This window comes from Streptomyces sp. NPDC027962, assembly GCF_055566095.1.
In genome coordinates, this window is sequence record NZ_JBVHTA010000035.1 from 58,220 (window position 1) to 84,101 (window position 25,882).

Below are 25,882 nucleotides of genomic sequence, written 5' to 3' on the forward strand. Positions count from 1 at the left end.
CAGAGACCGCGCAGCCTGCTGGGCGCGCAGCCGTCAGTGAGAAGGAGCGGCGACCTCGCCGCGCCGGTGGACCCGCGAAGCGAGGAGCCCGCCGAGGAATCCGGTGACGAGTCCCCAGGCGGCCGCGAGACCCAGCGCCGCCCAGAGGTGCGGCCGCAGCGCCACCTCCCCGGCGAGGTCGCCGCCGAGGTCCCCGATGCCCAGCAGCGACAGGCCGTAATGCGCGAAGAACTGCACGAGCAGACAGACGGTCAGCACGGTGAGGACAAGGGCGACGGCCATGTGCAGGGCGTGCTGCCAGGGCCGTACACGGGCCGGCGACCGGACCGCCATCAGGAACGCGGCCGCCAACAGGAGCACCGCGGCGACCGGAAGGAGCCACCAGGCTCGCCCGTCGCGTTCGGAGAGGGTCGCCAGGTTGAGAGTGGCCATGTCGCCGGTGCGGAGCACTTCGTCGAGGATCCTCGGCACGGGGAGGCCGAAGGGCCCCTCGACCTTGCCGTCCCAGGTGGCGCCGAGGCCGAGGGTGAGCGCGAGCCAGACGAGATTCGGCAGGCCCAGGAAGAGCACGGCGAAGGTCTCCGCGGGGCGCTCGCGGGTCAGCGCGACGACGATGCCGATCACCACCCCGATCGCCACGCAGGCGAGCAGCAGCGTCACCATCGCGAACGCGGCGGGGCGCACGCTCTCCTGGAAGCGCAGCAGCCATGCGGGGAGCGGGGCGCTGCGGGAGACCAGGACGGCGAGGGCGAGTACGGCCGCGAGCCAGAGCAGCCCGAACAGGACGGTGAGCGGAAGGTCGGTGCGGAAACCCACGCGGGGGGTGACGTCCAGCAGGTCCTCGATGAAGCCGCCCGTCGGGTCCTCGACGGGGATGGTGAACGTGTGGCGGGCAAGGGCTGAGAGGCCGATGAGGGCGAGCACCCACAGCACGGCCAGCCGGGCGGCCCAGCCCGCCAGTTCCCCGGCGGAGGCGACGGCACGGTGCCGCAGCGGCCGCAGGAAGCCGGCGGCGACCGCCAGGGCTCCGACGAGTGTCACGGAAAGCGGCAGAGCGGTGAGTCCGGCGCTCGTCTCCACGATGGCTCCGGCGTCTCCGGCGATCTCCACGGATCCGAACACGGCCATCACGACGACGGCCGCGACAACCGGCAGGAAGCCGCCGTCCGGCAGGTCCGCCGCGCCGGCTGCCCACAGTCCGAGGGCCGCTGTGACGATCATGATCACGAGTCCGGCGAGCACCGCGCCGAGCGCCTGGGGCCAGCCGTGAGCCGGGCGGGTCGCTCCGTCCGGGCTGTTCGATGCCTGATGACTCACGCTGCCACGCTATGCACGGCCGGTGCGGCGCGCTCCCCGGGTGGGGCCGACCGCGTCGGCTTGCGACCGGCACGGAGACCGGGCACACAATAGGCATGATGAGCCCCAAAGCGGGAGAAATGCCTCTCTTCCGCCTTCCTACGTCGGGAAGAAGAGCCCGTGAGTGCCGAACCGCCCTCCTCCGGCCGCCCGGCTGGTCCGCCCTCTGGTCCGCTCTCGGGCCCCTCGCGGCCCGGTTCCGCGCCTCCGCCCCCGCCCGGCGGGCCTTCGGACGGCGCGTCAGGGGGCGGCCCGGGCGGGGGAGGGGGAGGGGCGGGGCCCGACGGCCCCAGCGGTGGGCAGGAGGGCCCCGGGCGCCCCTGGTGGCGCTCGGCTCCCCGAATCGCGGCGGTCGCCGCGGCGCTCGTGGCGGCCGTGGTTCTCGTCGTCGTACTGACCCGCCCGGACGGCGGCGGACCCGGTGGCGGGTCCGGCGGCGGCGAGGTCTTCCTCCAGGCGGCAGGCTCGACCGGGCCCGACCCCTTCACCGAGTCGACGGCAGAGGACAGTTCGCCGCCCTCGTCGACGCCGTCGCCCGCCCCGAGCGGATCGCCGGGCCGCCCCGACGTCACCCGAAGCGTGGAGGGTTCGACGCCGGGCCTGTACGGGGGGACACGCAAGGTGGCCAGCTGCGACGTGGAAAAGCAGGTCAAGGCCCTGTCCGCAGAGCCCGCGAAGAACGAGGCCTTCGCCCGGGTCCAGAAGATCGAGCCGTCACGTGTTCCCGCGTATCTGCGCTCCCTGACGCCGGTCCAGCTCAGGATGGACACGAGAGTGACCAACCACGGCTTCAAGGACGGCGGGCCGACCGCCTATCAGGCGGTGCTCCAGGCAGGCACCGCGGTGCTGGTCGACGACCGCGGTGTGCCGAGGGTGCGCTGCGCCTGCGGCAATCCGCTGCTGCCGCCCGTGCCGCAGAAGGAGACGCCGCGCACCACTGGTGACGCCTGGCCCGGATACCGCGCCTCGAACGTGGTCGTCGTGCAGCCGGCGGCCAAGCCCGTCGAGGAGTTCGTCCTGCGCGCCGACGACGGGTGGATCAAACGCCCGGCGGGTGACACCGGTACCCACGACAAGGAGACGAAGGCTCCCACCCGCAAGCCGTCACCCTCCCCGGACACGTCCCCGCCCGACGGCGGGACGCAACCGCCTCCCGAGCCGCCGCCGCCCTCCGAGCCCCCGTCCGCCCCGCCGCCCGAGTCGGAGCCGGCGCCCGGCGAGCCGTCCGAGCCGCCGTCCGAGCCGCCGTCCGAGCCGCCGTCCGAGCCGGCGCCCGCCTCCCCCGAGCAACCGGCGCCGGACGAGGCGCCGCAGTCGCCGTCCGGCATGCGCAGCAATGCCCCACACCTCTCCGACCCGGCACAACCCGTCCTCGGCACGGTGCTCGTCTAGGTCCTGCCCGCAGAGCGGCTGCAACCGCCGCCGTCAGGACGCGCGGGCCAGCCGCAGGGTGACCAGCTGGAACGGGCGCAGGGCCAACGCGACGGCTCCCCTGCTCAGTTCGGGCTGATCCACGTCCGTGAGCGGGCGCTCCAGCAGGTCCGTCGCGGCCACCGCAGCAGCCGGGAAGCCCGGGATCACCCGAGCCCGCGCCCGGCCGCCCGTGGACTCGTAGAGGCGCACCACCACGTCGCCGCTCCCGTCGTCGGCGAGCTTCACCGCGCTGACGACCACCGCGCCGTTGTCGACGGTGACCAGAGGTGCGACGTCCGTGTCACCGCCGACGCGGCGCTCGGGCAGGTTGATGCGGTACCCCTCCCGCACGGCGTCGCCGATCGAGGCGCCGGGCACGAGCGCGTGGCGGAAGCGGTGAACGCCCTGGTCGGTCTCCGGATCGGGGAAACGCGGGGCGCGCAGCAGGGACACCCGCAGGGTGGTCGTGGTGCCGGAGTCGGCCGCCCGCACGGTGCGTGTGACGTCATGCCCGTAGGTCGAGTCGTTGACGAGGGCGACGCCCCAGCCGGGCTCCTCCATGTGGACGAAGCGGTGGTTGCAGGCCTCGAACTTGGCTGCTTCCCAGCTGGTGTTGGTGTGGGTGGCCCGGTGGAAGTGGCCGAACTGGGTCTCCGAGGCGTACCGCTCGGCGTGGATGTCCAGCGGGAAGGACGCCTTGAGGAACTTCTCCGTCTCGTGCCAGTCGACCTCGGTGTCGATGTCGAGGCGCTTGGCGCCGGCGGCGAGAGTGAGCACCTGGGTGACCTTCGATTCTCCGAAGCTGCGGACCACGCGCACCGCGGCGGCGGCCGGGCCGACGGCGGTGACCTCGTCGGCGCCGGTGAGGTCGGTGACGGTGTTGCGGTAGAACTCGTCGACGTCCCAGGCGTCCCACATGTTGGGGAAGTCGGGATGGATCTGAAGCAGGTTGACGGCCCGGCCGGGTGCGACGGTCTCGCGTTCGGCGCCGATGTCGTAGACCGAGACGACCAGGCCGCGGGCGTCGATCTCGACCTGGAGCAGGCCGTTGTCGAGGGCGAAGCCGCCGGCTGGGCGCTCGGACAACCGGGCGCCGCCGCCGTCTGTGGCGACGGCCGCCGCCCCGGCTGCCACGCCGTGGCGCTCGTGCGGTGCCGAGTTGAACACCAGCTCGCCGCCGGAGGCGGGGTCACCGGCGAGGGCGCGCTGCGCGGCGTCGATGATCTCCTTCAGCTCGCCGGCCACGGCCGCGTAGGTCCTCTCGGCCTCGCGGTGCACCCATGCGATGGACGAGCCGGGCAGGATGTCGTGGAACTGGTGCAGCAGCACCGTCTTCCAGAGCCGGTCCAACTGCTCGTACGGATAGTCGGCCCCGGTCCGTACGGCGGCGGTCGCCGCCCACAGTTCGGCCTCGCGCAGCAGGTGCTCGCTGCGCCGGTTGCCCTGCTTGGTCCTGGCCTGGCTGGTGAGGGTCGCACGGTGCAGCTCCAGATAGAGCTCGCCGACCCAGACGGGCGGGTTCGGGTATTCGGCTTCCGCCTTGGTGAAGAACTCCTGCGGTGTCTCCCACTTCACGGTCGCCGAGCCCTCGAGGTCCCGCAGGCGCGCCGCCTTGGCGACCATCTCGCGGGTGGTGCCGCCGCCTCCGTCGCCCCAGCCGGTGGGGGCGAGCGAGTGCTTGGCGACGCCCTTGTCCTTGAAGTTCTTCGCCGCGTGGGCGATCTCGCTTCCCTTCATCGAGCAGTTGTAGGTGTCGACGGGCGGGAAGTGCGTGAAGATCCGGGTGCCGTCGATGCCTTCCCACTGGAAGGTGTGGTGGGGGAACTTGTTCGTCTGCGACCAGGAGATCTTCTGCGTCAGAAGCCACTTGGAGCCGGCGGCCTTGATGATCTGCGGCAGCCCGGCGGCGAACCCGAAGGTGTCGGGCAGCCATGCCTCGTCGTTCTCGATCCCGAACTCGTCGAGGAAGAACCGCTTGCCGTGCACGAACTGACGGGCCATCGCCTCCGAGCCCGGCATATTGGTGTCGGACTCGACCCACATGCCGCCCGCCGGGACGAACCTGCCCTCCGTGACCGCCTTCTTCACCTTGGCCCAGACCTCGGGCCGGTGGTCCCTGACCCAGGCGAACTGCTGGGCCTGGGACATCGCGAAGACGAAGTCGGGGTCGTCCTCCAGCAGGGCCGTCATGTTGGAGGTCGTGCGGGCGACCTTGCGCACGGTCTCACGCAGCGGCCACAGCCAGGCCGAGTCGATGTGGGCGTGGCCGACGGCACTGATGCGGTGTGCGGAGGGCTGGGCGGGGGTGGCGAGGACGCCGGCGAGCCGGTCGCGGGCGGCAGCGGCTGTGCCGTTGACGTCCTGCAGGTCGACGTGGTCGAGGGCACGGCCGACGGCGCGCAGGATGTCGTGGCGGCGGGTGCTGTCGACGGGCAGTTCGTGCATCAGCTCGCCGAGCACCTCCAGGTCGAGGACGAGCTGCCACACGGTCTCGTCGAAGACGGCGAGATCCATGCGGGTGAGCTTGTACTGCGGGTCGCTGCCCGCGGTCTCCTTGTCACCGAGTCGCGTCGGCACGAAGGGGGGACAGCCGAGGATCACGGGGTTGGACGCGGCCTCGATGTGCAGCCGCACCTCTTCGCCGCCTTGTGCCGGTGCGCCGATGCGGACCCACTGGTTGCGGGGGTTGAGGCCCTTCACCGGGGTGCCGTCGGGGTGGTGGACGAGGCCTTCGCACTGGAAGCCGGGCATGTGCTCGTCGAAGCCGAGGTCGAGGAGCGCCTCGACCGTCCGGCCCGCCCACTCCATGGGAACCGTGCCGGTGACGGTGAACCAGCTGGTGCCCCACGGGGCGCCCCACATGTCGCCCACCGCGACCGGCTCCGGCACGGCGGCGAGTCCTTCGGCGACCGGCACGGGCTCGCCGGGCGCGTTCCACACGGCGACGTCGAGCGGCACGGACTCGGGATACACGGCGGGGCGGATACGTTCGTCGAGGACACGCCTGAGGCGGGCTTCGACGAGGGTGCGGTCGTCATGCATGAGGGGTACTCCGAGAGTCTTGGTGGTTCGGGCTGCCAGGGGGACGGCTGTCGCGGAGGTGGACGCGGTGTAGAGCTCCCCCACGGCGCGCACTTCGAACCGCGTGGCGTGTTCGCCCTGTTCGGGCGGGAGGCCCGTTCGGAATCGAGCCGCCGATCCCGCCCCGCCGGTGGCCGGCCGGGAAGCGAAGGTCCTCAGCGAACAGCGGGCCGTACCTACTGCCTCGCGCCGCGCGGCAAGGAGTACTTCACGGTGTACGAGCTGCTGCGCAGCGCCCGGGACCGCTCGCAGAAGGCGGGCATCGCCACGTTCACGATGCGCGGCAAGGAGTATCTGACGGCGGTGCGGGCGCAGGAGTCGGTGCCGAGCCCGACGTCGCCGGCCGGTCGGCCATGAGCCGCGCCGGGCTCCTGGAGGCCCTCACCGGCAGCGGCCGGGCCGCCCGAGAGCGACGATGCCGCGAGGGCAGCCCGGTCGCGATCCGGCCGCGGCGCATCCATTCAGGCGTCACCCTCCGCACCGGCGGATATACCGGCCAAAATGGGTACCCGGTATGCATGGTCACTATCAACCCCACGGCCGGGGACCTCACCGCCGACCTCGCGGCCGGTGAGGGGGCACCCGCGGTCATCGTCTTCAGTCTGATCGTGATCGGACTGCTGGTGCTGCTCGTGTGGATCGTCTGGCAGGTGGGCGCGAGCAGGCGGCGCGACCAGCCTCCGCGGGAAGACGAGCAGCCGAAGCGGCCCGACCACCAGACACATTTCGAGAGCCGTCTGGAGCCCGACGAGTTCGATCTGAGCGAGGGCCACGTGGTCGAGGGGCGTCTGACCCCTCACGAGCTCCACGGCTACGGGAACATGGGGTCCCGCCCCGTGCCGGAGAAGAAGCCGCCCCGAGACTCCGACGAGAGCGGTGGCGCCTTCGGCAGCGGCGGTCACGGCGGCTGAGCCCCGCTTTCCCCCGACGAATGCCGCCGGCCGCCATCGGCCGGCGGCATTCGTCCTTGCTCGGAATCCGTGCGCGCAGGGGAGGCACGTGGTCGCGTTCGACCCGCCGGCGGCCGGTCATGTTGGCCGCCGGGGCGGCCGGGGTCGTGCTGTGCGGCGGCGCGTCGGCAGGAGAGCACGAGGACGCCCGTGCCGTGGAGCGTTTCGAGGCCGAGCTGGCAGAGGCGAGAGCGCCTGCTCCGCGCTCGCCGGCTCCGGGACCGCACGCCGCAGAAGACAGTCGGAGCTGCTGGCGTCGGGTCGATGGTCATCCAGTCCTTCCACCTCCGCCGGCCGGCTCCCCGGAACCGAAGCCCGTCGGCTCCTCGCACGGGGCCACCGGCGTCGAAGGCTGAGCGGCCGGTCCGCCAGGGGCCAGGGGACGCACTATGCGGCAGGAGATCACGAGGTGCGGCGGGAGGTCGATGGGGTGGGCCGGCTGCGGTGCCTTATCAGCAGCAGCAGCGCGGGCACCACCCAGCAGAGCACGAGCCCGCCCACCACCGCCGCGGCCAGCACGAGCGCCGTCGTGTTGCTGATCGCGGGGACCGCGCGCAGCACGATCAGGATGCCCAGCGTCCCCATGCCCACGAACAGCGCGAGCCCCGCGAGGGTGAAACGCGAGGCCCACTTGACGGCCTCGTACTTCATTCCCCGCCCGCGGGTCATGCGGTGCATGCCGACGGGCGCCGTGAGAGCTCCGGTGGCGGCCGCTCCGAGGAGCAGACTCACCACGTACATGATCCGGTCGGCCTCACCCGCCCGCGGGAACAGCGGTGTGAAGGCCACGGCGAGCAGGAAGACGAGCAGCAGCTGCACCCCGGCGAGGGCGACCCTCACCTCGCGCAGGAGCTCGCCCCACAGCCGGTGGAGCCTCTCGTCGGAACTCTCCCGTCGGTCTCCGGGGCCTTTCGGCGCGATCCCCATCGGGGCCGCCCGCTCAGGCCGGCCCGGAGGCGGGTTTCCGGCCTGTCGCCCGCCTGCGCTCTGCCAGCCGCCTGGACCAGCGGCAGACGAGCGTGAGCAGCCCGACCAGGGTCAGGGCCCAAGTGGCTGCGAAGGCCCAGATCAGGCCGGGTGAAGAGCTGGAGGCGGCCATCACCAGGAGGACGAGTGTCAGGGCCGCCAGCACGCTCACGGCAGCGGCGAGCCAGTGGGACCGGATTCGGTGACCGGCCCCCGTCAGGGGCGGTTCGGGGCTCATCGTCCGCAGACGCCGGTCCAGGGCCCGGTCTGTGCGCAGATCCCGTTCGATCTCAGCCAGGATCAGACGTTCCGGTTCGGAGAGTCCGGCTCCGTCCATGGCTGGCGCCTCCCATACGCGTGACGACGAGTTCGGATCAGTCCTCGCCCCGGACGATGTTCGGCTCCGGGCAGGTTTCCCACGTGCGGTCGGGTTCGCGTCCCTGCATGACCACGGCGGGTCTGCAGGTCCGTATCCGTTCCTGTTCGGCGACGGGACTCTGGATCCTTTCGGTGTCGGCCCGGGTTTCCACGGCTGACAACTCCTTCGGTGCTTCGATACCGGCCAGTTTTCGTGGCGCTGCCGGATTTCCGTCGTGTCGGGTACCCGGTCCGCGCCGTGTCAGTCCCCCTTCCGGCCGTATCGGAAAGACGCTTCGAGTGGCCGAGGCCGGGCACTCGGACCGCATGTCCAACGACCCTCGCCCTCCGCGCACGGAGGAGCACACGACGCAGCAAGCAGCGCAGCACCCGCACACACGCACGACGGATTCGCACTGGATGCGCACCAGCGAGACCACGTCCTTCCCGCCGCTGGACCGCGACGTCACTGTCGACGTCGCCGTCGTCGGCGGCGGGATCGCCGGTCTGAGCACCGCGTGGGAACTGACCCGGGAAGGCGGCCGGTCCGTGGTGGTGCTCGAGGCGGACCGGATCGCGGCGGGCGTCACGGGCTTCACCACGGCGAAGGTGACGTCTCAGCACGGGCTGGTCTACGACCGTCTGCGGCGTACCAGGGGCGCCGAGGGCGCCCGGCTCTACGCGCACTCCCAGCAGGAGGCCGTCGAACGCGTGGCCGAGGTGTCCTCGGCGCTCGGCATCGACTGCGAGCTCGAGCGCGGCCCTTCCTACGTCTACTCCCGCGACGGGGCGCAGCGGTCGACCCTCAAGGCCGAGGCGAAGGCCACCCTCGAAGCGGGCCTGGACGCGGTGTACGTCGAGGACACCGGGCTGCCGTTCTCCGTGGCCGGCGCGGTGCGGGTCGAGGGGCAGGCGCAGTTCCACCCCCGTAAGTACCTCCTCGGACTGGCTCGCGACCTCACGGCGTACGGCAGCACGATCCACGAGCGGACCCGGGTCACCGGGCTGCACGAGGGCAGTCCGTGCCGGCTCACGACGGAGAGCGGCCGGACGGTCGTCGCCCGCGACGTCGTCGTCGCCACCCACTTTCCGGTCTTCGACCGCGCCCTGCTGTTCGCCCGGATGTCCCCCCGCCGCGAGCTGGTCGTGGCGGCGCCACTGACCGCGGACCAGGACCCGGGCGGGATGTACATCAGCGAGGACGGCAGCAAACGGTCGGTGCGCACCGCCCCGCTGGGCGACGGCCGCAGGCTGCTGATCGTCACCGGCGAGAACTTCACACCCGGCACCGGGAACGTCCCCGAGCGGTTCGACCGCCTCGACGAGTGGATGCACGCGCACTTCGCCGTGGAGGAGACCGCCTACCGATGGGCCGCCCAGGACAACGACTCCAGCGACACCGTGCCCCTCATCGGCCCCTTCCACCCGGGCGCCCGGCACACCTATGTGGCGACCGGCTTCGGCGGCTGGGGCATGAGCGGCGGCGTGCTCGCGGGGCGGCTGCTGGCCGGTCTGATCTGCGCCGTGAAGCCGCCGTGGACGGACCTGTACGACCCGCGGCGGCTGTGGAGCACGCTGCGCGAGGCGCCCACCATGCTCTCGCAGCAGGCGGAGGTGGGACGGCACTTCGTCGGGGACCGGTTGCGCACGTCCCATGTCGACTCGGCCGCCGAGATCGAGCCGGGGACCGGTGCGGTGGTGCGGCTGCACGGTCAGCGCTGCGCCGTGTACCGCGACGACGACGGCACGTGCCACGCGGTGTCGGCCCGCTGCACCCACCTGGGGTGCCTGGTCTCGTTCAACGAGGCCGAGCGCAGCTGGGAGTGCCCGTGCCACGGTTCCCGTTTCGGCGTCGACGGCTCCGTGCTGCAGGGCCCGGCCGTCCGGCCCCTCGAACAGCGGGATGCGGACGGCTCCTGAGCGGCCGAGCCGCGCAATCTGCCCCACGCTGGTAGGAAGTAGAGCAGATCATCCGAGCGGAGAGGCGCTGCGGCGTGGAACCGACGAGCCGACCGGAGGCCCAGGGCGCACCGCGCATCGCGGACGCCCACCAGTCCGCGGTCACCCTGCATGTCAACGGAGTCAGGCACACACTGACGCTCGACCACCGCACCACCGTCCTCGACGCCCTGCGCGAGCACCTGGACCTGACGGGTCCGAAGAAGGGCTGCGACCACGGCCAGTGCGGCTCGTGCACCGTGATCGCCGACGGGCGACGCGTCAACAGCTGTCTGATGCCGGCTGTGTCCCACGACGAGGCCCACATCACCACGGCCGAGGGTCTCGGAGCGGGCGGCGAGCTCCATCCCGTGCAGGAGGCCTTCGTCGCCAGGGACGCCCTCCAGTGCGGTTACTGCACTCCCGGCCAGGTCTGCTCCGCGGTCGGGGTGCTGGCGGAGGTGGCAGAGGGCAGGCCCTCGCTGGTGACCGGCGAGGGCCGGGCCGTGTCGCTCACCCCGCGGGAGATCCGCGAGCGCATGAGCGGCAACCTGTGCCGCTGCGGCGCCTATCCCAACATTGTGGCGGCCATTGAGGACGTGACGCCGTGAAGCCCTTTGCCTATGTCCGCCCCGGCACGGCCGCGGAGGCCGTCGCCGCCTTCGCCGCGCACACCGGGGCCCAGTACCTCGCCGGCGGAACGAACCTCGTCGACCTGATGAAGCTCGGCGTCGCGACCCCCGACGTGCTCATCGACGTGAGCCGACTGCCGCTGAACACGATCGAGGGCGTTCCCGGCGGAGGGCTCCTGGTCGGCGCCGCCGTGCGCAACAGCGACCTCGCCTCCCATCCGGCCGTACGCACGCGCTACTTCGCCCTGTCGCAGGCTCTGCTGTCGGGGGCCTCGGGGCAGTTGCGCAACGCGGCGACCACCGGCGGCAACCTGCTGCAGCGCACCCGGTGCACGTACTTCCAGGACATCTCCAAGCCCTGCAACAAGCGTGCACCGGGCACCGGTTGCCCTGCCAGGGAGGGGGTGCACCGTGATCTCGCCGTGCTCGGGCACTCGGAGCACTGCGTCGCCACGCACCCCTCCGACATGGCCGTCGCGCTGGCCGCCTTCGGCGCCACCGTCCATCTGCACTCGACGGACGGCGACCGCGCGCTGGCGGTCACCGACTTCCACCGGCTGCCGGGCGACCGCCCCCAGGCGGACACCGAGATCCGCCCGGGCGAACTCGTCACCGGCGTGGAGCTCCCGCCCGTGCCGCCCGGGGCGCGCTCGGCGTACCGCAAGGCCCGCGACCGCGCCTCGTACGCCTTCGCCCTGGTGTCGGTGGCCGCAGTTCTCGCCGTGGAGGACGGACAAGTACTGCACGCGGCGCTCGCGTTCGGCGGTCTCGCCCACCGGCCCTGGCGTGCCCGCAGGGCCGAGGAACTGCTGGTGGGGGCCCCGGCCGAGCGGGCCTCCTTCGTCAGGGCGGCGGAGGCCGAGCTGGCAGCGGCCCAGCCGCTGCGGGACAACGCCTTCAAGGTGCGGCTCGCCCGCAATCTCGCGGTGAGCGTGCTGACCGGACTCGTCTCCGGTCCCCGCGACGGCGACGTGCGCTTGTGAACCGGGCACCGGCCGTGCTGGGCGCCGACGCCGTCCGGCTCGAGGCCCGTGACAAGGTCGCCGGCCACTCCCGGTACGCCGTCGACCACACCCCGTCCGGCTGCGCGTACGCCTGGCCGGTGCCCGCCACGATCGCCAGGGGGCGGGTCCGTGCGATCGGCACATCGGAGGTCCTCGGCCTGCCGGGGGTGCTGGCGGTGCTCACCCACGAGAACGCGGAGCGCCTCGGTGAGCCGGACGATCCGACGCTCGCGCTCCTCCAGGACGACCGCGTGCCGCACCGCGGCTGGTACGTCGCCCTGATCGTCGCCGACACCCTCGAGAACGCCCGCGGGGCCGCCGCGACACTGCGCATCGACTACGAGGCCGAGGACCACGACGTACGTCTCACGACCGGCCACCCGGGCATCCACACCCCCGATGAAGCCAACGGGGGCTACCCCGCGGTGCGCGAACGGGGCGACTTCGACGGCGCGTTCGCAGCGGCCCACGTCCGGGTCGACGTCGAGTACGCCCTCACCGCCCTGCACAACCATCCGATGGAGCCGCACGCCACCACTGCCCACTGGCACGACGGCCGGCTGACCGTCCGGGACTCGAGCCAGGGCACCGGCCCGGTCAGGGACGCTCTCGCACAGCTGTTCGGACTCGACAGGCAGCAGGTCACCGCGATCTCCGAGCATGTCGGCGGCGGCTTCGGTTCGAAGGGGACTCCGCGTCCGTCCGTGGTACTGGCCGCCATGGCCGCCCGCCACACCGGGCGGCCCGTCAAACTGGCCCTTCCACGGCGTCAGTTGGCCGCTGTCGTGGGCCACCGGGCGCCGACGCTGCACCACATCCGGCTGGGTGCGGACTCCGGCGGCCGGATCACCGCCCTCGCCCATGAGGTCGTCACCCACACCTCCCGGGTGAAGGAGTTCGTGGAGCAGGCCGCGGTCCCCGCCCGCGTCATGTACGTCTCCCCCAGCAGCCGTACGGTCCACCGCGTGGCGCCTCTCGACGTGCCGAGCCCGTCGTGGATGCGCGCGCCGGGCGAGGCGCCGGGCATGTACGTGCTGGAGTCCGCGATGGACGAACTCGCCGTCGCCACCGGGCTGGACCCGGTGGAACTGCGGTTGCGCAACGAACCGGAGACCGAGCCGGACAGCGGTCTGCCGTTCAGCAGCAGGAACCTCGCCGAGTGCCTCCGCCGGGGCGCCGACCTCTTCGACTGGCAGCGCCGCGACCCGCGCCCCGGCGTCTCCCGCGACGGTGACCTGCTCCTCGGGACCGGAGTCGCGGCAAGCACCTATCCCGTCCTGATCGTCCGTTCCACCGCGTCCGCCCATGCGGGGCGTGACGGCCGCTTCCGGATCCGTATCAACGCGACCGACATCGGGACGGGGGCCCGGACCGTGCTCGCGCAGATCGCCGCACAGGCGCTGGACGTGCCCCTGGAGTCGGTGGACATCGAGATCGGCAGCAGCGACCTGCCGGCGGCCTCGCTGGCAGGCGGCTCCTGCGGCACGGGGTCCTGGGGATGGGCCGTACACAAGGCGGCCACGCTGCTGGCGGGGCGTCTCGCGGACCACCGCGGAGAGCTGCCGCCGAAGGGGCTGACCGCGACCGCCGACACGAAGGAGGAGACGGGCGAGGAACCGGCCTTCTCCCGGCACGCCTTCGGGGCCGTCTTCGCCGAGGTCCAGGTGGACACCGTGACGGGTGAGGTGAAGGTGCGCAGGATGCTCGGCGTCTACGCGGCGGGCCGCATCCTCAACCCCCGTACCGCACGCTCCCAGTTCATCGGCGGGATGACGATGGGCATGGGGATGGCGCTGATGGAGGGCAGCACGATGGACGAGCGCTTCGGTGACTTCGCCGAGTGCGACCTTGCCTCGTACCACGTGCCGGTCTGCGCCGACGTCACCTCGATCGAGGCGCACTGGATCGACGAGGACGACCCGCACCTCAGCCCGGTGGGCAGCAAGGGTATCGGTGAGATCGGCATCGTCGGCACGCCGGCGGCCGTCGGCAACGCCGTCCACCACGCGACCGGTCTGCGGCTGCGCGAGCTGCCGCTCACACCGGACAAGGTGCTCGAAGCGCTCGAGGACGGGACAGCGCTCAGCGGTCCAGGCCGGTGACGGCGGCGGCGTGCCGGAGCACGTCGACGAGCATGGGGAAGGTGAGCCGCCGGGTGTGGACGTTGCGCCTGCTCGGGTGGTAGCAGCCGAGCAGGTGCAGCTCGGACCGGAGGCGACCGCCACCGTTGCCGTCGTCGTCGCCCTCACCCGGGAGGACGAAGTGCGCGCCGTGGGCGAACGCGGGCCGGGGCCGGGGCAGTCGGCGCCCCGTGGCTTCGAGGACGGGCAGCAGCGCCTGCCACCCGAAGGCGCCGAGGACGACGACGCCGCGCAGGTTCGGCAGCAGGGCCAGTTCCTTGACGAGCCACGGCCGGCAGGTGTCGCGCTCCTGGGGCGTGGGTCTGTTCTCCGGCGGGGCGCAGTGGACGGGCGCGGTGACGCGCACGCCGCGCAGTTCGAGGCCGTCGCCGCGGTGGGTGGACGTGGGCTGCGAGGCCAGGCCGACGGCGTGCAGGGCGGCGAACAGCACATCGCCCGAGTCGTCGCCGGTGAACATCCGCCCGGTGCGGTTGCCGCCGTGCGCGGCGGGTGCCAGGCCGACGACGGCGAGGGCCGCGTCGGGCGGCCCGAAGCCGGGCACGGGCCTGCCCCAGTACTCCCAGTCGAAGAAGGCGGCCCGGCGCGTCGCGGCGACCGCCTCCCGCCACGCGACCAGCCGCGGGCAGGCCCGGCAGCGGCTCACCTGTTCGTCGAGCTCGCCGAGGCCGGTGCAGCGCGGAGCCGTACGGGCGGGGAAGTCGTCCTCATCACTCACCCTTGCCCCCTTACTCGTCCGGACCGCGGGTGTCGGACGAGCGGGCCGCGAGCAGGAGCGCGATGTCGTCGGGGCGGTCGGTGGAGCGCCGCGCCTCGTTGATGAGACGGTCCGCCGTGTCCGAGAGCCGGGCGTCTCCCAGGTCGGCGAGCGTGGTGCGCAGCCACTCGATGCCCAGGTCGATGTCGATGCCGGGCCGCTCGACCAGGCCGTCCGTGAACAGGGCGAGCACCGCGCCCTGTTCGAGGCGCATCTCCGTCACGGGGTACGTGGCGTCGGCGTCCACGCCGAGCACGATACCCCCGGGAAGGTCGCACACCTCGGCCGTTCCGTCCGGGTGGCGCAGCAGCGGCTGGAGATGGCCCGCGCGCACGGCCTGCTCCACGCCCGAGACCGGATCGAGCACGATGTAGCAGCAGCTGGCGAACTGACCGGGGTCGAGGTCGATGAGCAGCCGGTTGGTGCCGGTCATCACCTCCTGCGGATCGTGGCCGCTGAGCGCGAAGGCCCTCACCGCGCTGCGGAGTTGGCCCATGGTGGCGGCGGCCGCGACACCGTGGCCCTGCACGTCCCCGACGACCAGCGCGAGGCCGCTGTCGGTTTCGATGACGTCGTACCAGTCGCCTCCGACCTCCATACCCTGGGTGCCCGGGAGGTAGCGGCCGACGGTCTCGAGCCGTTCGACGACGGGCAGTCGGTGCGGCAGCAGGGCGTCCTGCAGGCCGCGGGCGAGGGCGGCCTCGGTGTCGTAGCGCTGGGCCCGCTGGAGGGCCTGGGCGATGAGCCCGGCGAGCGCGGTCAGCACCGTGCGCTCCTCCGGGCTGAAGCCGCGCGGTTGGTCGAAGCCGAGGATGCAGGAGCCGACGGGCCGGCCCGAGGCGATCAGCGGCAGGAAGGCCCGGGCACCGACATGGGCGTCCAGGGGGATGCCGGGGTAGGCGTCGGCAAGGTGCTGCATGGACTCGAAGAAGAGCGGCCGGCCGGTGGTGAGTGTCTCGACGCCCGGCAGCCGGGCGTCGAGCCCGACGCCGTCGAACCGGTTGAGGAAGCCCCGCGGGAAGCCGGTCTCCCAGGAGAGGTAGAGCTGTCGGTTGCTCAGCAGATAGATCGCCAGCTGGCGGCCGCCGAAGGCGGGCAGCAGCTCCTCGGTGACCACGGCGGAGACCTGGCGGGCGGTCATCGCCTCGGTCAGCGCGATGGCGAGGGCGACGGGACGGTAGAGCGCGACGGACCGGTCGGCCGGCGAACCGAGACCGGCGCCGGCCGCGAGGACCGAACCCGGGGCGTAGGCGGGCCGCTCCCCCGGTGAGAGCGTGATGGTGAGCCCGTCGTGGCCGGGGAAGACGGAGACGGACATCCATTCGTCCGACCGCCGGACCGTGAAGTGGACCGGTTCGTCGGACAGCAGCGCGGCCCGGTAGTGGTCCTCGTGGGCGGCCTGGGAGAACCATGGCAGCGCGTCCCACAGCACACGGCCTGCCAGCTCGCCGCGCGGGTGCCCGAGCATCGTCTCCGCGTTGCGGTTGACGTAGGTGATCCGGCCGAGCCGGTCGACGGTGCAGACGCCGTGCGGAAGCCGGTCGGCCGCTTCGGGGACGACCGGCCCGGCGCCGAGGTCGACGAGGAAGCCGGTCAGATGGGTGTCGGTGTCGCCCGGCGGCCGGGCCCGGCGGCCGGACACCTCGAGCAGGTGGGGGCGTCCGTCCGGTCCCTGCAGGCGCATCCTGCGGGAGACCGGGCGGTCGGACTCCGCGGCCTGGCGGGCGACGGTCCACAGTCCGTAGGCGTCCTCGGGCTCCAGCCGGGCGGCCATCGCCTCGACCGTGCCGGGGAACTCGGCCGGGTCGGTGCCGAGGATGGTGCAGAGCCCTTCGTCGCCGGCCACCGTGCCGCTGTCGAGGTTCCAGTCGAAGCGGCCGACCCGAACCGGTGGTGTGGTGAGGGCGGGCAGGGTGACGGACACCGGTTCGCAGTCCCAATCGATACGAACGCCGTCCGCGCCCAGCGCGTCGAGCGTCTCTCCGAGCCGGGCACCGGCCTCGTGGAGCCTGCGTCGGTCTTCCTCGCCGACCGGCTGCCCGGGTGTCGCGGCGCGCAGCACCGCGAGGACTCCGAAGCGCTCGCGCCCGTGGCTGATCGGCACGAAGAGCGAGCCGAAGGGGAAAGGAAGTCCCGCCATGAACTGGGGGAAGCGGCGCATTGCCTCCTCGGCGTCGGCGAGGTGCACGGCCTGTCCGGAGCGGAACACCTCGGCCACCGGGAAGGGCCGGTTCACATGCATGCGCCACCAGGGCCGGAAGAGGGGCCCCGGCAGGCCGGCGATGACGGCCATCCTGAGCAGTTCGGGTGAGCTGGAACGCATGAACAGGGTGCCGGCGAACCCACCGACCGCCTCGATGGCGCCCACCTCTGCCTGTGCCAGCACGAGGGCGAGTTCGTCCGGGACGAGGCCTCGGCTGCCCGCTTTCGTCGCTCGCGCGGGCATGGCTCCGAGCTCACCGGACGGGGCGCGCGGGGCCATGCCGTACCAGGTCACATTGCAAGGATGCTCCCCGGCGGCCTTACGGCGCATCTCCGTGCGGCAGGCCTCGGGGCGGTCGGGGGCCCGTGACCCCACCGTGGATGATCTTCGTGGCGGCGGGGGCGGGTGGGCTATGTTGAGGACGGGCTGGACATAGAAGGGGGCACACCGGTGCCATCAGGGCAACAGGAACGTGCACAGGCGGCCGCGATCACCCCGGGCAGGCCTGCCCCGGAGCAGGAGGCCACTCCGGGGGAGCGGGTCCTCGCACTGCTCGGCGGCCACCGCCTCTCCCCCGGCCAGCGGCGCATCGCGCAGTACATCGTCGACCACCTGACAGAGGCCGCGTTCCTGTCGATCACCGACCTCGCGGAGCGCGTCGGCGTCAGCCAGCCCTCCGTGACCCGGTTCGCGACGTCGCTCGGCTACACCGGCTTCCCAGCCCTCCGGGAGGCGTTGCAGCCGATCGCACTGAGTGCGGTCGCCGCATCCCCGGAGAGCCGGGAGGAGATCCGCCGCAACGAGTTGCAGGCCGCCGTCGACGCGGAGATCGACAACCTGGAGAACCTGCGCCGGGTCCTCGCCGACACCGACCGGGTGCTCGACCTCGGCCGCGAGCTGGCCCGCTCGGTGCCCCTGACGATCCTGGGGCTGCGGATCTCGGTCTCCCTCGCCGAGTACTTCGCGTACGCGGCGCGGCGTATCCATCCCGATGTGCGGCTGGTGACCCGCGGTGGCAGCGTCGCCTACGACGCTCTGCTGCAGTCCCGCGAGGCGGGTGGCACCTGGGTGCTGGCCTTCGCGATGCCCCGGCATGCCAACGAGACGCTGGCGGCGCTGCGGGCGGCCCGTCGCACCGGGCTGCGGGTCGCGCTGGTCACCGACATGACGCTCGGGCCTCTGGTGGAGGAGGCCGATGTGGCGCTCACCGCGGGGACGGGTTCGCGACTGGTGTTCGACTCGTACGCGGCGCCGGGTGTGCTGTCGGCGGCCGTGCTGCAGGCGATGGCCGATGCCGACCCGGAGCGGACCCAGGTGAGGCTCGAGGGGTACGAGCACGTGGCGGACCAGCATGACTTCTTCCTGGACGACTGATCTGCCTTTCAATTGCAGCCCGAACCGGTCTCTTACCGGACTTTTTCATGCCTAGCGATGCATGAAATTTTTCATACTCTTGCTTACTCGACGGTATATATATTTACTACGTGTGGCGCCGGTGTCCTCCGTAGCCACGAGGGCTGTACCCACGCCCTCCCCAACCGAACACTCGCGGTCCGGCGCTCCCTCCTCGCGCCGTCCCCTGGTGTTCACACCGGGCTCCGCATTCCGCCGCGGATGCCCTCGGCGGTCCCGGTCAACCCCTGGGCCGGGACCGCCGCCCCTCTCGGTCAGAGTTCATCGGCACCATGCGGAGCGACGACGATGTCCCACACCCTCACCCCGATCGGCCCGGACTGGCCCTGCCAGGTGAAGACGCCCGGCAGCCACGACTGGGAACGCACGGCGGCCCGCTGGCTCCGCGATCTGCTGCCTGCCCGTTACGCCGGTTACTCGACGCTCACCCGCCACCCCGTCCTGCTCGCGCGTCACGCGCAGATCCAGATCCAGCACGAGATACGGGCGGTGCGGGTGGCCATGCAGACGTCACGGACCGACCTGCCGACACTCGGCGTCGCGGAGACGGTCATCGAGAACACGATCCGGCTCTACGCGACGGAGCTCGAGCAGCTCGGGCGGCTCGCCCGCGGCGCCAGGCTCGTCGGCGACGCGCTCCTCGCGGGCGGCGGCACCCCGCGCAGGCGTTAGGGCGTGTTTCGAAAGTCCCGCCTGGCCCACGACGCCTGGCACGCACACTCGCTGCGTTGTCGGAGTCATCCAGGTACGTCCAGTACGAGGATGATCCTCCGCCTTGCGATTGCACGCACCAGACGCCGCGGACCCCGCCCTGCGGGCGGACGACGCTACTTTCGAAACACGCCCTAGCGGCTCGCTGCGGCAGTGGCCACCGCAAGGCTCCGCGGCCCCGGTTCCGTACCTCCCGCTCACGCCAGCTGCCGCCGTACCAACTCGTGCAGGCGGCCACCCGTGCGGGCGAGGAGTTCGACGGGCCGGCCCTCCTCGACGATCCTGCCGTCCTCCATCACGATCACCCGGTCCGCATCCATCACCGTGGTGAGCCGGTGGGCGATGACAACACGGGTGGCGTCGAGCCGGCGGGTGCTCTCGATGACGACGCGCTGGGTCTCGTTGTCCAGGGCGCTGGTGGCCTCGTCGAAGAAGAGGACGCGCGGGCGGCGCACCAGGGCCTGGGCGATCATCAGCCGCTGCCGCTGTCCGCCGGAGATCGCGCCGCCTCCGGCGATCATGGTGTGCAGACCCATGGGCATCCGTTTGATGTCATCGGCCAGGCCCGCCATCTCGGCTGCCTCCCACACCTCGTCCTGGGAGAACGTCTCCGCACCGCAGATGCAGTCGAGGATCGAACCGGTGAGCGGCTGCGCGTTCTGCAGCACCACACCGCACTGGCGGCGCACGGCACCGGGGTCCAGGGCAGCCAGGTCCTGGCCGTCGTAGAGCACGGTGCCGGAGCCGGGCCGCTCGAAACCGATGAGCAGCCTCAGCAGGGTCGACTTGCCGCACCCGCTGGGGCCGACGATCGCCACGAACTCCCCCGGCCGTATGTGCAGGGAGACGTCGTCGAGGACCGGCGGTCCGTCGTCGGCGTAGCGGAAGGTGAGCTTCCTGGCCTCGATCGCGCCGGACAGGGTGCCCGGCTGCGCACTCGCCCCACGGACTTCCGGCGCCTCGTCGAGGATGGGGCGCACCAGCTCGAACATGGGCAGCGCGGCCGCGGCCGACACGAGCACACCGGTGAGCTGGGTGACGGAGGTCAGCAGCATGGTGACGGCCGTGCTGAAGGTGAGGAACTCGCCGGCCGACATGGACCCGCGGGCAGGACCGGCCAGCAGCATGAACATGATGAGCGAGCAGAGCGGCAGATAGACCGCGTCCAGCACCGTTGTCAGGTTTCTGATGCGGCCGACCCGCTGCTGCAGTTCGCGGGAGCGCGCGAAGCGCCGTGCCCAGGCCGCGTACGCGAAGCTCTCCGCCGCGGCGACCCTCAGCTTGGGCAGTCCCCGCAGGGTCTGGAACGCCTGGTTGTTGAGCTTGTTGCCGAGTTCGACGAGCTTGCGCTGCCAGCGCACCTGCCAGAGCCCCATGACGAGGAACACCGTGCCGATGACCAGCAGCATGCCGAGGGCCGCGAGCGCCAGCGGCACGCTGTACCAGAGGAGCAGCATCACGTTCATCGCGCCGACGGTGGTGGACTGAACGGCCACCGGACCGATGCCGGACAGCACCCGGCGGATGGAACTGATGCCCATGGCCGCGCTCGCCAGCTCGCCGGTCGAGCGTTCGGCGAAGAACCTGGTCGGCAGCCTCAGCAGCCTGTCCCAGACGGCGGGTTGGAGGGTGCTCTCGATGCGGCCCTCCATGCGCAGGATGGTGAGGTTCTGCAGCAGCATGAAGGCGGCCGAGACGATCCCGGCGATCATGACGGCCAGCGACACCTGCACGATCAGGCCGGTCTCGGCCTTCGGCACGTACACACCGAGGATCTGTCCGGTGGCGATGGGCACGAGGGCCCCGAGGGCGACGGTGACGAGCCCGCCGAGCAGCAGGTTCCGCAGATCCATGCGGGTGCCGCGGAGACTGAAGCGCACCAGACCCCAGATGCTCGCGGGCACTTCGGGCAGGGGCCGGTAGAACATCACGGCGCGCGCCTCGAACTCCTCGGCGTTGTCCTTGCCGATCCGGGTCCGTGAGCCCGTGAGCGGGTTGACCGCCTCGTAGCGTCCGCGGCGCCACAGCAGCGCGACCGGCGCGCCGGACGCGCCCCGGTGCCCCACCAGCGGGCCGGCGTCGCTCCGCCACCAGCGGCCCGCGAGACGGACCGGCCGGGTGCGGACACGGGAGGTGATCGCGATGCGTTCGACCGGCGTGACGCGTTCGTCCGCCGGGCCCCCCTTCGGCGGATCGGCGAGCGTGATCCCGGCCGCCGCGGCGACCTGCCGGCACACGGCGAGGAGCGTGTCGTCGCCGTCCGCGCCCGCATGGCCGCGGCCGGCGCGGTCCCGCCGGCCGATGGACGCCAGCAGTGCCTCGTCGGCCCTCGCCGAGACGTCCGCGCCCGCCTTGATCCCGGCGGCCGTACGGTCCTCGTGGGCCCGCTCCAGCTGTTCGATCCAGCCGTCGACCGCGGACAGCAGCCGGTACTGCTGGTTCACCATGCCCTGCCACATCGCGCCCTCGACGAGCAGGTCGCCCGCCGCTTCGGCGCTGTAGGTAGCGCCGTACTGCACGCTGCCCGGCTCGACCTGCATCCACAGGACGTCGTCGTCGGCCATCGCCTCCTCCGCGGCCGGCCGGCCGTCGAGAGGCGCCTCGAAGAGCACGCCGAGGCCCCTGCCGACACCGAGCCCGAAGGCGTATTCCAACTGGGTCGCGGCCGTCCGTCCGTAGGGGTCCTGATACACCGGCGGGTACGGCTCCGGGTACTCCGGTACGTACAGCTCCCGCAGCGGGACGCGGCGCAGCACGCAGTCCTGCGAGGGCCGGCCGGTCAGGGTGTGCTGGGGGCCCTCGACCGGGCCGAGGAGGAGGGTTCCCGGTTCGAGGCGGCCGAGGAAGTGCCAGTGCCCCTGCGCGGCGGCGTCCACCGCGAACAGGTCCAGGCTCCCGTGCACGACCAGCCACAGCACCTGCGGTCCTTCCAGGTGCAGGCTGCGCAGGCCGGTGCAGTCGACGGGCGCGCCGAGGCCGCCGAGCGCGTGGATCACCGCGTCGGTCTGCGCCGGGGCGTCCACGGCTCCGGTCGCGGCCGGGTGTACGGATGACACGTCAGTGCTCCTTGACCAGCTCGGCGTAGGCACCGCGGGCGGCGACCAGGTCCTCGTGACGGCCTCGCTCGACGACGGAGCCGTGGTCCAGCACCACGATCTCGTCGCTGTCGCGCACGGTGCTCAGCCGGTGGGCGATCACGACGCAGGCACAGCCACGGCGGCGCAGGTTGTCGATGATGAGCCGCTCCGTCTCCGCGTCAAGGGCGCTGGTGACCTCGTCGAGTACCAGGATGCTCGGCCGGCGCACCAGCGCCCGTGCGATCTCGAGGCGTTGGCGCTGGCCGCCGGAGAAGTTGCGGCCGTCCTGCTCGACGCGGCTGTGGATGCCCTCGGGCCTGCGCATGATCACGTCGTGGAGCGCGGCGTCCCGCAGGGCGGTCTCCACGGCATCGTCGGGGATGGAGGGGTCCCACAGGGTGACGTTGTCACGGACGGTCCCCTCGAAGAGGAAGATGTCCTGGTCGACGAAGGAGACGGAGGCGGCGAGCGCCCCGCGGGGGATGTCCTCCAGGCGCCGGCCGTCGATGCTGATGGTCCCTTCCCAGGGGGTGTAGAGGCCGGATATCAGCCGGGAGACGGTGGACTTGCCGCTGCCGGAGCCGCCGACGAGCGCCACCTGGCTGCCCGGCCCCACCGTCAGGGAGAAGCCGTTGAGCAGTGGCTGGTCGAGCGGGCTGTACCCGAAGGTGATGTTCTCCAGCGCCACGTGCCCCTTGAGCCTTCGGCTGCTCGGGTCGGGTTCCGCACGGGAGTAGAGCGGGTCGACGGGGAAGCTCTCCACGTCCCTGAGCCGGGCGACGTCCGCGGCGAAGTCCTGGATCCGGCCGGCCACTCCGTTGAGCCGGGTGATCGGTGCGGTGAAGCGGGCCACCAGTGCCTGGAAGGCGACGAGCAGGCCGATCGATATGTGGCCCTCCACGGCGCGCAGTCCGCCGATCCACAGGATGAGCGCGCTGTTGAGTGTCGCCAGGGTGGGGGCGACGACGGCGAGGACCGCGCTGGGCACGCCGAGGCGCTGCTGGACGTCGAGAGTGGTCGCGTGCTGACCGGCCCAGCGGCGGAAGAAGCCGTTCTCCCCGCCCGTCGCCTTCATGGTCTCGATCAGCTGCAGACCCGTGTACGACGTGTTGGTGAGGCGTGCGCTGTCGGCCCGGAGCTTCTGGGTGTGCGTCGCGCGCAGCCGGATGACGATCCGCATCGCCACCACGTTCAACAGTGCGATCAGGATGCCGAAGACGGTGAGCTGGGGGTCGTAGCTCCACAGCAGCGCGGCGTAGAGGATCACCACGACGCCATCGACGGCGGCCGCGGCGAGGTCGCGGGCGAGCGTCTCGGCGACGGCGTCGTTGGACTGCAGCCGCTGCACGAGATCCGCCGGGCTGCGCTGGGCGAAGAAGGTGACGGGCAGCCGCAGCAGATGGCGCAGGAAGCGGGCGCTGCTCAGGGTGGAGGAGATGATCCGCCCGCGCAGCAGGTTCGCCTGTTGCAGGCCGGTCAGTACGGCGGTGAGCACGACCATCACGCCCATTGCGGCGAACAGCGTGCCGAGCAGCGAGGTCTGGCCGCCGATCAGGAACATGTCGATGTAGGTCCGGCTGAGCGCCGGCACCGCCGCACCGACCGCGACGAGCAGGAGGCTGGCGAGGAACGCGGCGAGCAGGGTGCCGCCGGTGCCGCGGAGGCGGGCCGGGACGGCTGCCATGATGCCGGGCTTACGGCCGCCCCTGCGGAAGGTCCGGTCGGGTTCGAAGACCAGGGCCACACCGGTGAAGCTCGAGTCGAAGTCCTCCGCCGGCACGAAGCGGCGGCCCTTGTCCGGGTCGTTGATGTGCACGCCACGGCGGCCGAAGCGGCGCCCCGTGCCGTCGTACACGACGTAGTGGTTGAACTCCCAGAACAGGATGGCGGGCGCCTGTACCTCGGCGAGCGCCGTCGCCTCCATCTGCATGCCCTTGGCGGTCAGTCCGTAACTGCGGGCCGCCTTCAGCACGTTACTGGCGCGCGAGCCGTCGCGGGAGACGCCGCAGGCGATGCGCAGCTCCTCCAGCGGCACATGGCGGCCGTAGTGGGAGAGCACCATGGCGAGTGCGGCGGCGCCGCACTCCACGGCCTCCATCTGGAGCACGGTGGGTGTGCGGACCGCCCTGGGCCGCCGGCCGCTTTTCTCCTTGCGGCGCGGTGCGGGTGCGGCGCGGCGGGTGCCGCGCCGGCCGCCCGGCGCGGGTGCCGGCCGGTGCCTGCGGCGGCCGCCCGCGGGCGGCAACTGCTGCTGGGGGGCGGTGTTGTGGTCGGTGTGCGTCACGGCAGCAGCCAATCGATCGGGCGCTGCTCGGCGAGGTGGACGGCGCCGCCGGTCAGGGTCATGGATTCGAGTGCGTACGGCGGCCCCTCGGAGGAGGACCAGGCGTAGCCGGACTCGGTGCGCGACGAGCGTTCCAGCTCGACCAGCACGGACACGGGCTGGCCCTTCTGCGAGAACTGCTCGCCCAGCTGGCTGCTGCCGAGGAACGCGGTGATCCGCTGCCTGGTCTGGCCGGTCCTGCCGACGGCCTTCACGCGTCCGCGCAGCACACCGTACTGCTGCGTCGCCACGGACTGGACGCTGAGGTCGACCTTCGCGCCGACGGGCACGCTCGAGCCGTTCTGCGCGGGGACGTACAGCACGGCCATCAGGGGGTCGTCCGCTGCACCGATCCGTTCGACCGCGGCGACGTCCGCCCCGGTGGTGACGACGGAGCCGATCGTGGCGACGAGTGCGGTGACCCGGCCGGCAGCGATCGTGCGGACGACCGCGCTGCCCTGCGCGGTGCGGACCTTCACCAGGGGCGCGTCGGCGCGGACCCGGTCGCCCTCCTTGGCGAGCACCTCGGTGACCTGTCCGGCCACGGGGCTCTGCAGCACGTAACTGCCCTGTGCGTGGGTGAGGATGCCGGAGGCGTCCAGTGTGGAGGACACCTTGCCGGTCAGGGCCCACATGGTCGCGGCGATCATGACGACGACCGTGACGGTGAGCACGAGGACGCCCTGGGGGCGGGCGAAGCGCACCGGAAGGTCGATCTCTTCGGGCGATTGCAGCTTGGAAAGGGCCTGTTGGCGAAACTGCACGTTGCTCTTCCCTCAACTGCCGGGGGTTACGGGGAAACCACACGTGTCCGGCGTGCGCCGGGAACCACGTGCGGCCGTGTGCCCCGGAACCTGGCCGGCTCCGGGGCACACGGCTCGGCAGAGCCCGGCAGAGGGGCGCCGGCGAGCCGTGGGTCTTACAGACCGGCGACGAGACCGGTTGCCGGGCCGGTGATGGCGGCGGTGTTGATGCCGGTCGCACCCTCGACGACGCCCGTCACGGTGGCGACGGTGCCGGAGACCGGGGCGATGGTGTCAAGGGCGGCGGTGGCGTTGCCCACCACGGCGCTGTGGAGGCCACCGGCCACGTTGTCGAGCTCGGAGTCGGAGATCTCCTGGGTGGGGACGAAGCTCATGAGAAGTTCCCTTCGGGTGGATATAGCTAATTACTGCGTCCGGCCGCGCCGAACTGGCGGTGCCGGCCGCCGAGCGGGCGTGGGGGGATTCCCGGATCCGGGAACCCGTTCTTCGAATCCCGCGGTGCGAAGGATCAAAGCACGTAAGCCCGTTGGGCAGCCAATCGTGAACTGCGGATCCGGGCCGAGAAGGGCATGGAATTGCCGCTGCATGGACGCCCCTGCATGAATTGGCGCCACCTTCTTCACCAGATCCGCCGACTCCCGCACGGATCGCAGTGGCGACGACCTCCCGGCGAAGTGGACATTCCCGCACAGACGCAGATAGTTGCAGGTCAGCAGCGCAGCGCGCCTTCGGCGCGCGCCGTGGGCGTGGTAAATCCCGTGGCGCGCGCCGGGGGTGCTTCTGTCTGCCCTGACGTGAG

Annotated in this window: 20 protein-coding genes; 9 read left to right on the forward strand and 11 right to left on the reverse strand. The window is 72.0% G+C overall.

All coding sequences use genetic code 11. The features are described from left to right. Positions 1 to 33: 33 nt before the first annotated feature. Positions 34 to 1,317 (reverse strand): streptophobe family protein, encoded by a 1,284-nt coding sequence (locus ACZ4SA_RS27445; RefSeq protein WP_468279587.1) that lies wholly within the window; start codon positions 1,315 to 1,317, stop codon positions 34 to 36. Positions 1,318 to 1,476: 159 nt separating this feature from the next. On the opposite strand from ACZ4SA_RS27445, the gene ACZ4SA_RS27450 reads away from it, so the two are divergent. Then, entirely contained in the window at positions 1,477 to 2,748 is a 1,272-nt protein-coding gene (locus ACZ4SA_RS27450) for a DUF6777 domain-containing protein (RefSeq protein ID WP_468279590.1), read from the forward strand. Between the two features lie 33 nt (positions 2,749 to 2,781). On the opposite strand, the gene ACZ4SA_RS27455 is transcribed toward ACZ4SA_RS27450, so the two are convergent. Next, the gene (locus tag ACZ4SA_RS27455; protein WP_468279592.1) at positions 2,782 to 5,811 is read right to left on the reverse strand and encodes an alpha-mannosidase; all 3,030 of its coding nucleotides are present in this window, start codon (positions 5,809 to 5,811) and stop codon (positions 2,782 to 2,784) included. Positions 5,812 to 6,063: 252 nt separating this feature from the next. On the opposite strand from ACZ4SA_RS27455, the gene ACZ4SA_RS27460 reads away from it, so the two are divergent. Continuing rightward, entirely contained in the window at positions 6,064 to 6,207 is a 144-nt protein-coding gene (locus ACZ4SA_RS27460; protein WP_468279594.1) for a hypothetical protein, read from the forward strand. A gap of 161 nt (positions 6,208 to 6,368) precedes the next feature. After that, the gene (locus ACZ4SA_RS27465; protein WP_468279597.1) at positions 6,369 to 6,761 is read left to right on the forward strand and encodes a DUF6479 family protein; all 393 of its coding nucleotides are present in this window, start codon (positions 6,369 to 6,371) and stop codon (positions 6,759 to 6,761) included. Between the two features lie 441 nt (positions 6,762 to 7,202). Here ACZ4SA_RS27465 and ACZ4SA_RS27470 read toward each other — a convergent pair whose 3' ends face one another. The 3 genes from ACZ4SA_RS27470 to ACZ4SA_RS27480 are packed head-to-tail and all read right to left on the reverse strand — an operon-like array spanning position 7,203 to position 8,296. Next, positions 7,203 to 7,727, reverse strand: a complete 525-nt coding sequence (locus ACZ4SA_RS27470; RefSeq protein ID WP_468279600.1) for a DUF6328 family protein — start codon at positions 7,725 to 7,727, stop codon at positions 7,203 to 7,205. Positions 7,728 to 7,740: 13 nt separating this feature from the next. Further along, positions 7,741 to 8,103: a DUF3040 domain-containing protein gene (locus ACZ4SA_RS27475; protein ID WP_468279603.1), complete on the reverse strand. Its 363-nt coding sequence runs from the start codon at positions 8,101 to 8,103 to the stop codon at positions 7,741 to 7,743. Between the two features lie 37 nt (positions 8,104 to 8,140). Beyond that, the gene (locus ACZ4SA_RS27480; protein ID WP_468279605.1) at positions 8,141 to 8,296 is read right to left on the reverse strand and encodes a hypothetical protein; all 156 of its coding nucleotides are present in this window, start codon (positions 8,294 to 8,296) and stop codon (positions 8,141 to 8,143) included. 247 nt (positions 8,297 to 8,543) lie between these two features. Between ACZ4SA_RS27480 and ACZ4SA_RS27485 the strand changes: the two genes are divergently transcribed. From ACZ4SA_RS27485 to ACZ4SA_RS27500, 4 genes are all read left to right on the forward strand, one after another. Next, positions 8,544 to 10,043 (forward strand): FAD-dependent oxidoreductase, encoded by a 1,500-nt coding sequence (locus ACZ4SA_RS27485; RefSeq protein ID WP_468279607.1) that lies wholly within the window; start codon positions 8,544 to 8,546, stop codon positions 10,041 to 10,043. A gap of 74 nt (positions 10,044 to 10,117) precedes the next feature. Continuing rightward, entirely contained in the window at positions 10,118 to 10,672 is a 555-nt protein-coding gene (locus ACZ4SA_RS27490) for a 2Fe-2S iron-sulfur cluster-binding protein (RefSeq protein ID WP_468279610.1), read from the forward strand. Then, the gene (locus ACZ4SA_RS27495; RefSeq protein ID WP_468279612.1) at positions 10,669 to 11,676 is read left to right on the forward strand and encodes an FAD binding domain-containing protein; all 1,008 of its coding nucleotides are present in this window, start codon (positions 10,669 to 10,671) and stop codon (positions 11,674 to 11,676) included. The genes ACZ4SA_RS27490 and ACZ4SA_RS27495 overlap by 4 nt, the downstream gene beginning before the upstream one ends. After that, a complete protein-coding gene (locus ACZ4SA_RS27500; RefSeq protein ID WP_468279615.1) occupies positions 11,673 to 13,799 on the forward strand; it encodes a xanthine dehydrogenase family protein molybdopterin-binding subunit in 2,127 nt (708 codons plus the stop codon). The genes ACZ4SA_RS27495 and ACZ4SA_RS27500 overlap by 4 nt, the downstream gene beginning before the upstream one ends. On the opposite strand, the gene ACZ4SA_RS27505 is transcribed toward ACZ4SA_RS27500, so the two are convergent. After that, positions 13,780 to 14,553 (reverse strand): uracil-DNA glycosylase, encoded by a 774-nt coding sequence (locus ACZ4SA_RS27505; RefSeq protein WP_468279618.1) that lies wholly within the window; start codon positions 14,551 to 14,553, stop codon positions 13,780 to 13,782. The two genes, ACZ4SA_RS27500 and ACZ4SA_RS27505, sit on opposite strands and share 20 nt — an antisense overlap. 10 nt (positions 14,554 to 14,563) lie before the next feature. Further along, positions 14,564 to 17,125: a SpoIIE family protein phosphatase gene (locus ACZ4SA_RS27510; RefSeq protein ID WP_468279632.1), complete on the reverse strand. Its 2,562-nt coding sequence runs from the start codon at positions 17,123 to 17,125 to the stop codon at positions 14,564 to 14,566. A gap of 120 nt (positions 17,126 to 17,245) precedes the next feature. Between ACZ4SA_RS27510 and ACZ4SA_RS27515 the strand changes: the two genes are divergently transcribed. Continuing rightward, complete coding sequence (locus tag ACZ4SA_RS27515) at positions 17,246 to 18,169, forward strand: MurR/RpiR family transcriptional regulator (protein ID WP_468279621.1); 924 nt, start codon at positions 17,246 to 17,248, stop codon at positions 18,167 to 18,169. Between the two features lie 327 nt (positions 18,170 to 18,496). Further along, on the forward strand, positions 18,497 to 18,880 hold the full coding sequence (locus ACZ4SA_RS27520) for a hypothetical protein (protein ID WP_468279623.1): 384 nt from the start codon (positions 18,497 to 18,499) through the stop codon (positions 18,878 to 18,880). A 236-nt stretch (positions 18,881 to 19,116) separates the two neighbouring features. Here ACZ4SA_RS27520 and ACZ4SA_RS27525 read toward each other — a convergent pair whose 3' ends face one another. From ACZ4SA_RS27525 to ACZ4SA_RS27540, 4 genes are all read right to left on the reverse strand, one after another. Then, positions 19,117 to 21,975: an NHLP bacteriocin export ABC transporter permease/ATPase subunit gene (locus ACZ4SA_RS27525; protein ID WP_468279625.1), complete on the reverse strand. Its 2,859-nt coding sequence runs from the start codon at positions 21,973 to 21,975 to the stop codon at positions 19,117 to 19,119. A gap of 1 nt (position 21,976) precedes the next feature. Further along, complete coding sequence (locus ACZ4SA_RS27530; protein WP_468279634.1) at positions 21,977 to 24,241, reverse strand: NHLP family bacteriocin export ABC transporter peptidase/permease/ATPase subunit; 2,265 nt, start codon at positions 24,239 to 24,241, stop codon at positions 21,977 to 21,979. A 35-nt stretch (positions 24,242 to 24,276) separates the two neighbouring features. Then, positions 24,277 to 25,083, reverse strand: a complete 807-nt coding sequence (locus tag ACZ4SA_RS27535) for a biotin/lipoyl-containing protein (protein WP_468279627.1) — start codon at positions 25,081 to 25,083, stop codon at positions 24,277 to 24,279. A gap of 155 nt (positions 25,084 to 25,238) precedes the next feature. Next, positions 25,239 to 25,457 (reverse strand): type A2 lantipeptide, encoded by a 219-nt coding sequence (locus ACZ4SA_RS27540; protein WP_468279630.1) that lies wholly within the window; start codon positions 25,455 to 25,457, stop codon positions 25,239 to 25,241. Positions 25,458 to 25,882: the final 425 nt, after the last annotated feature.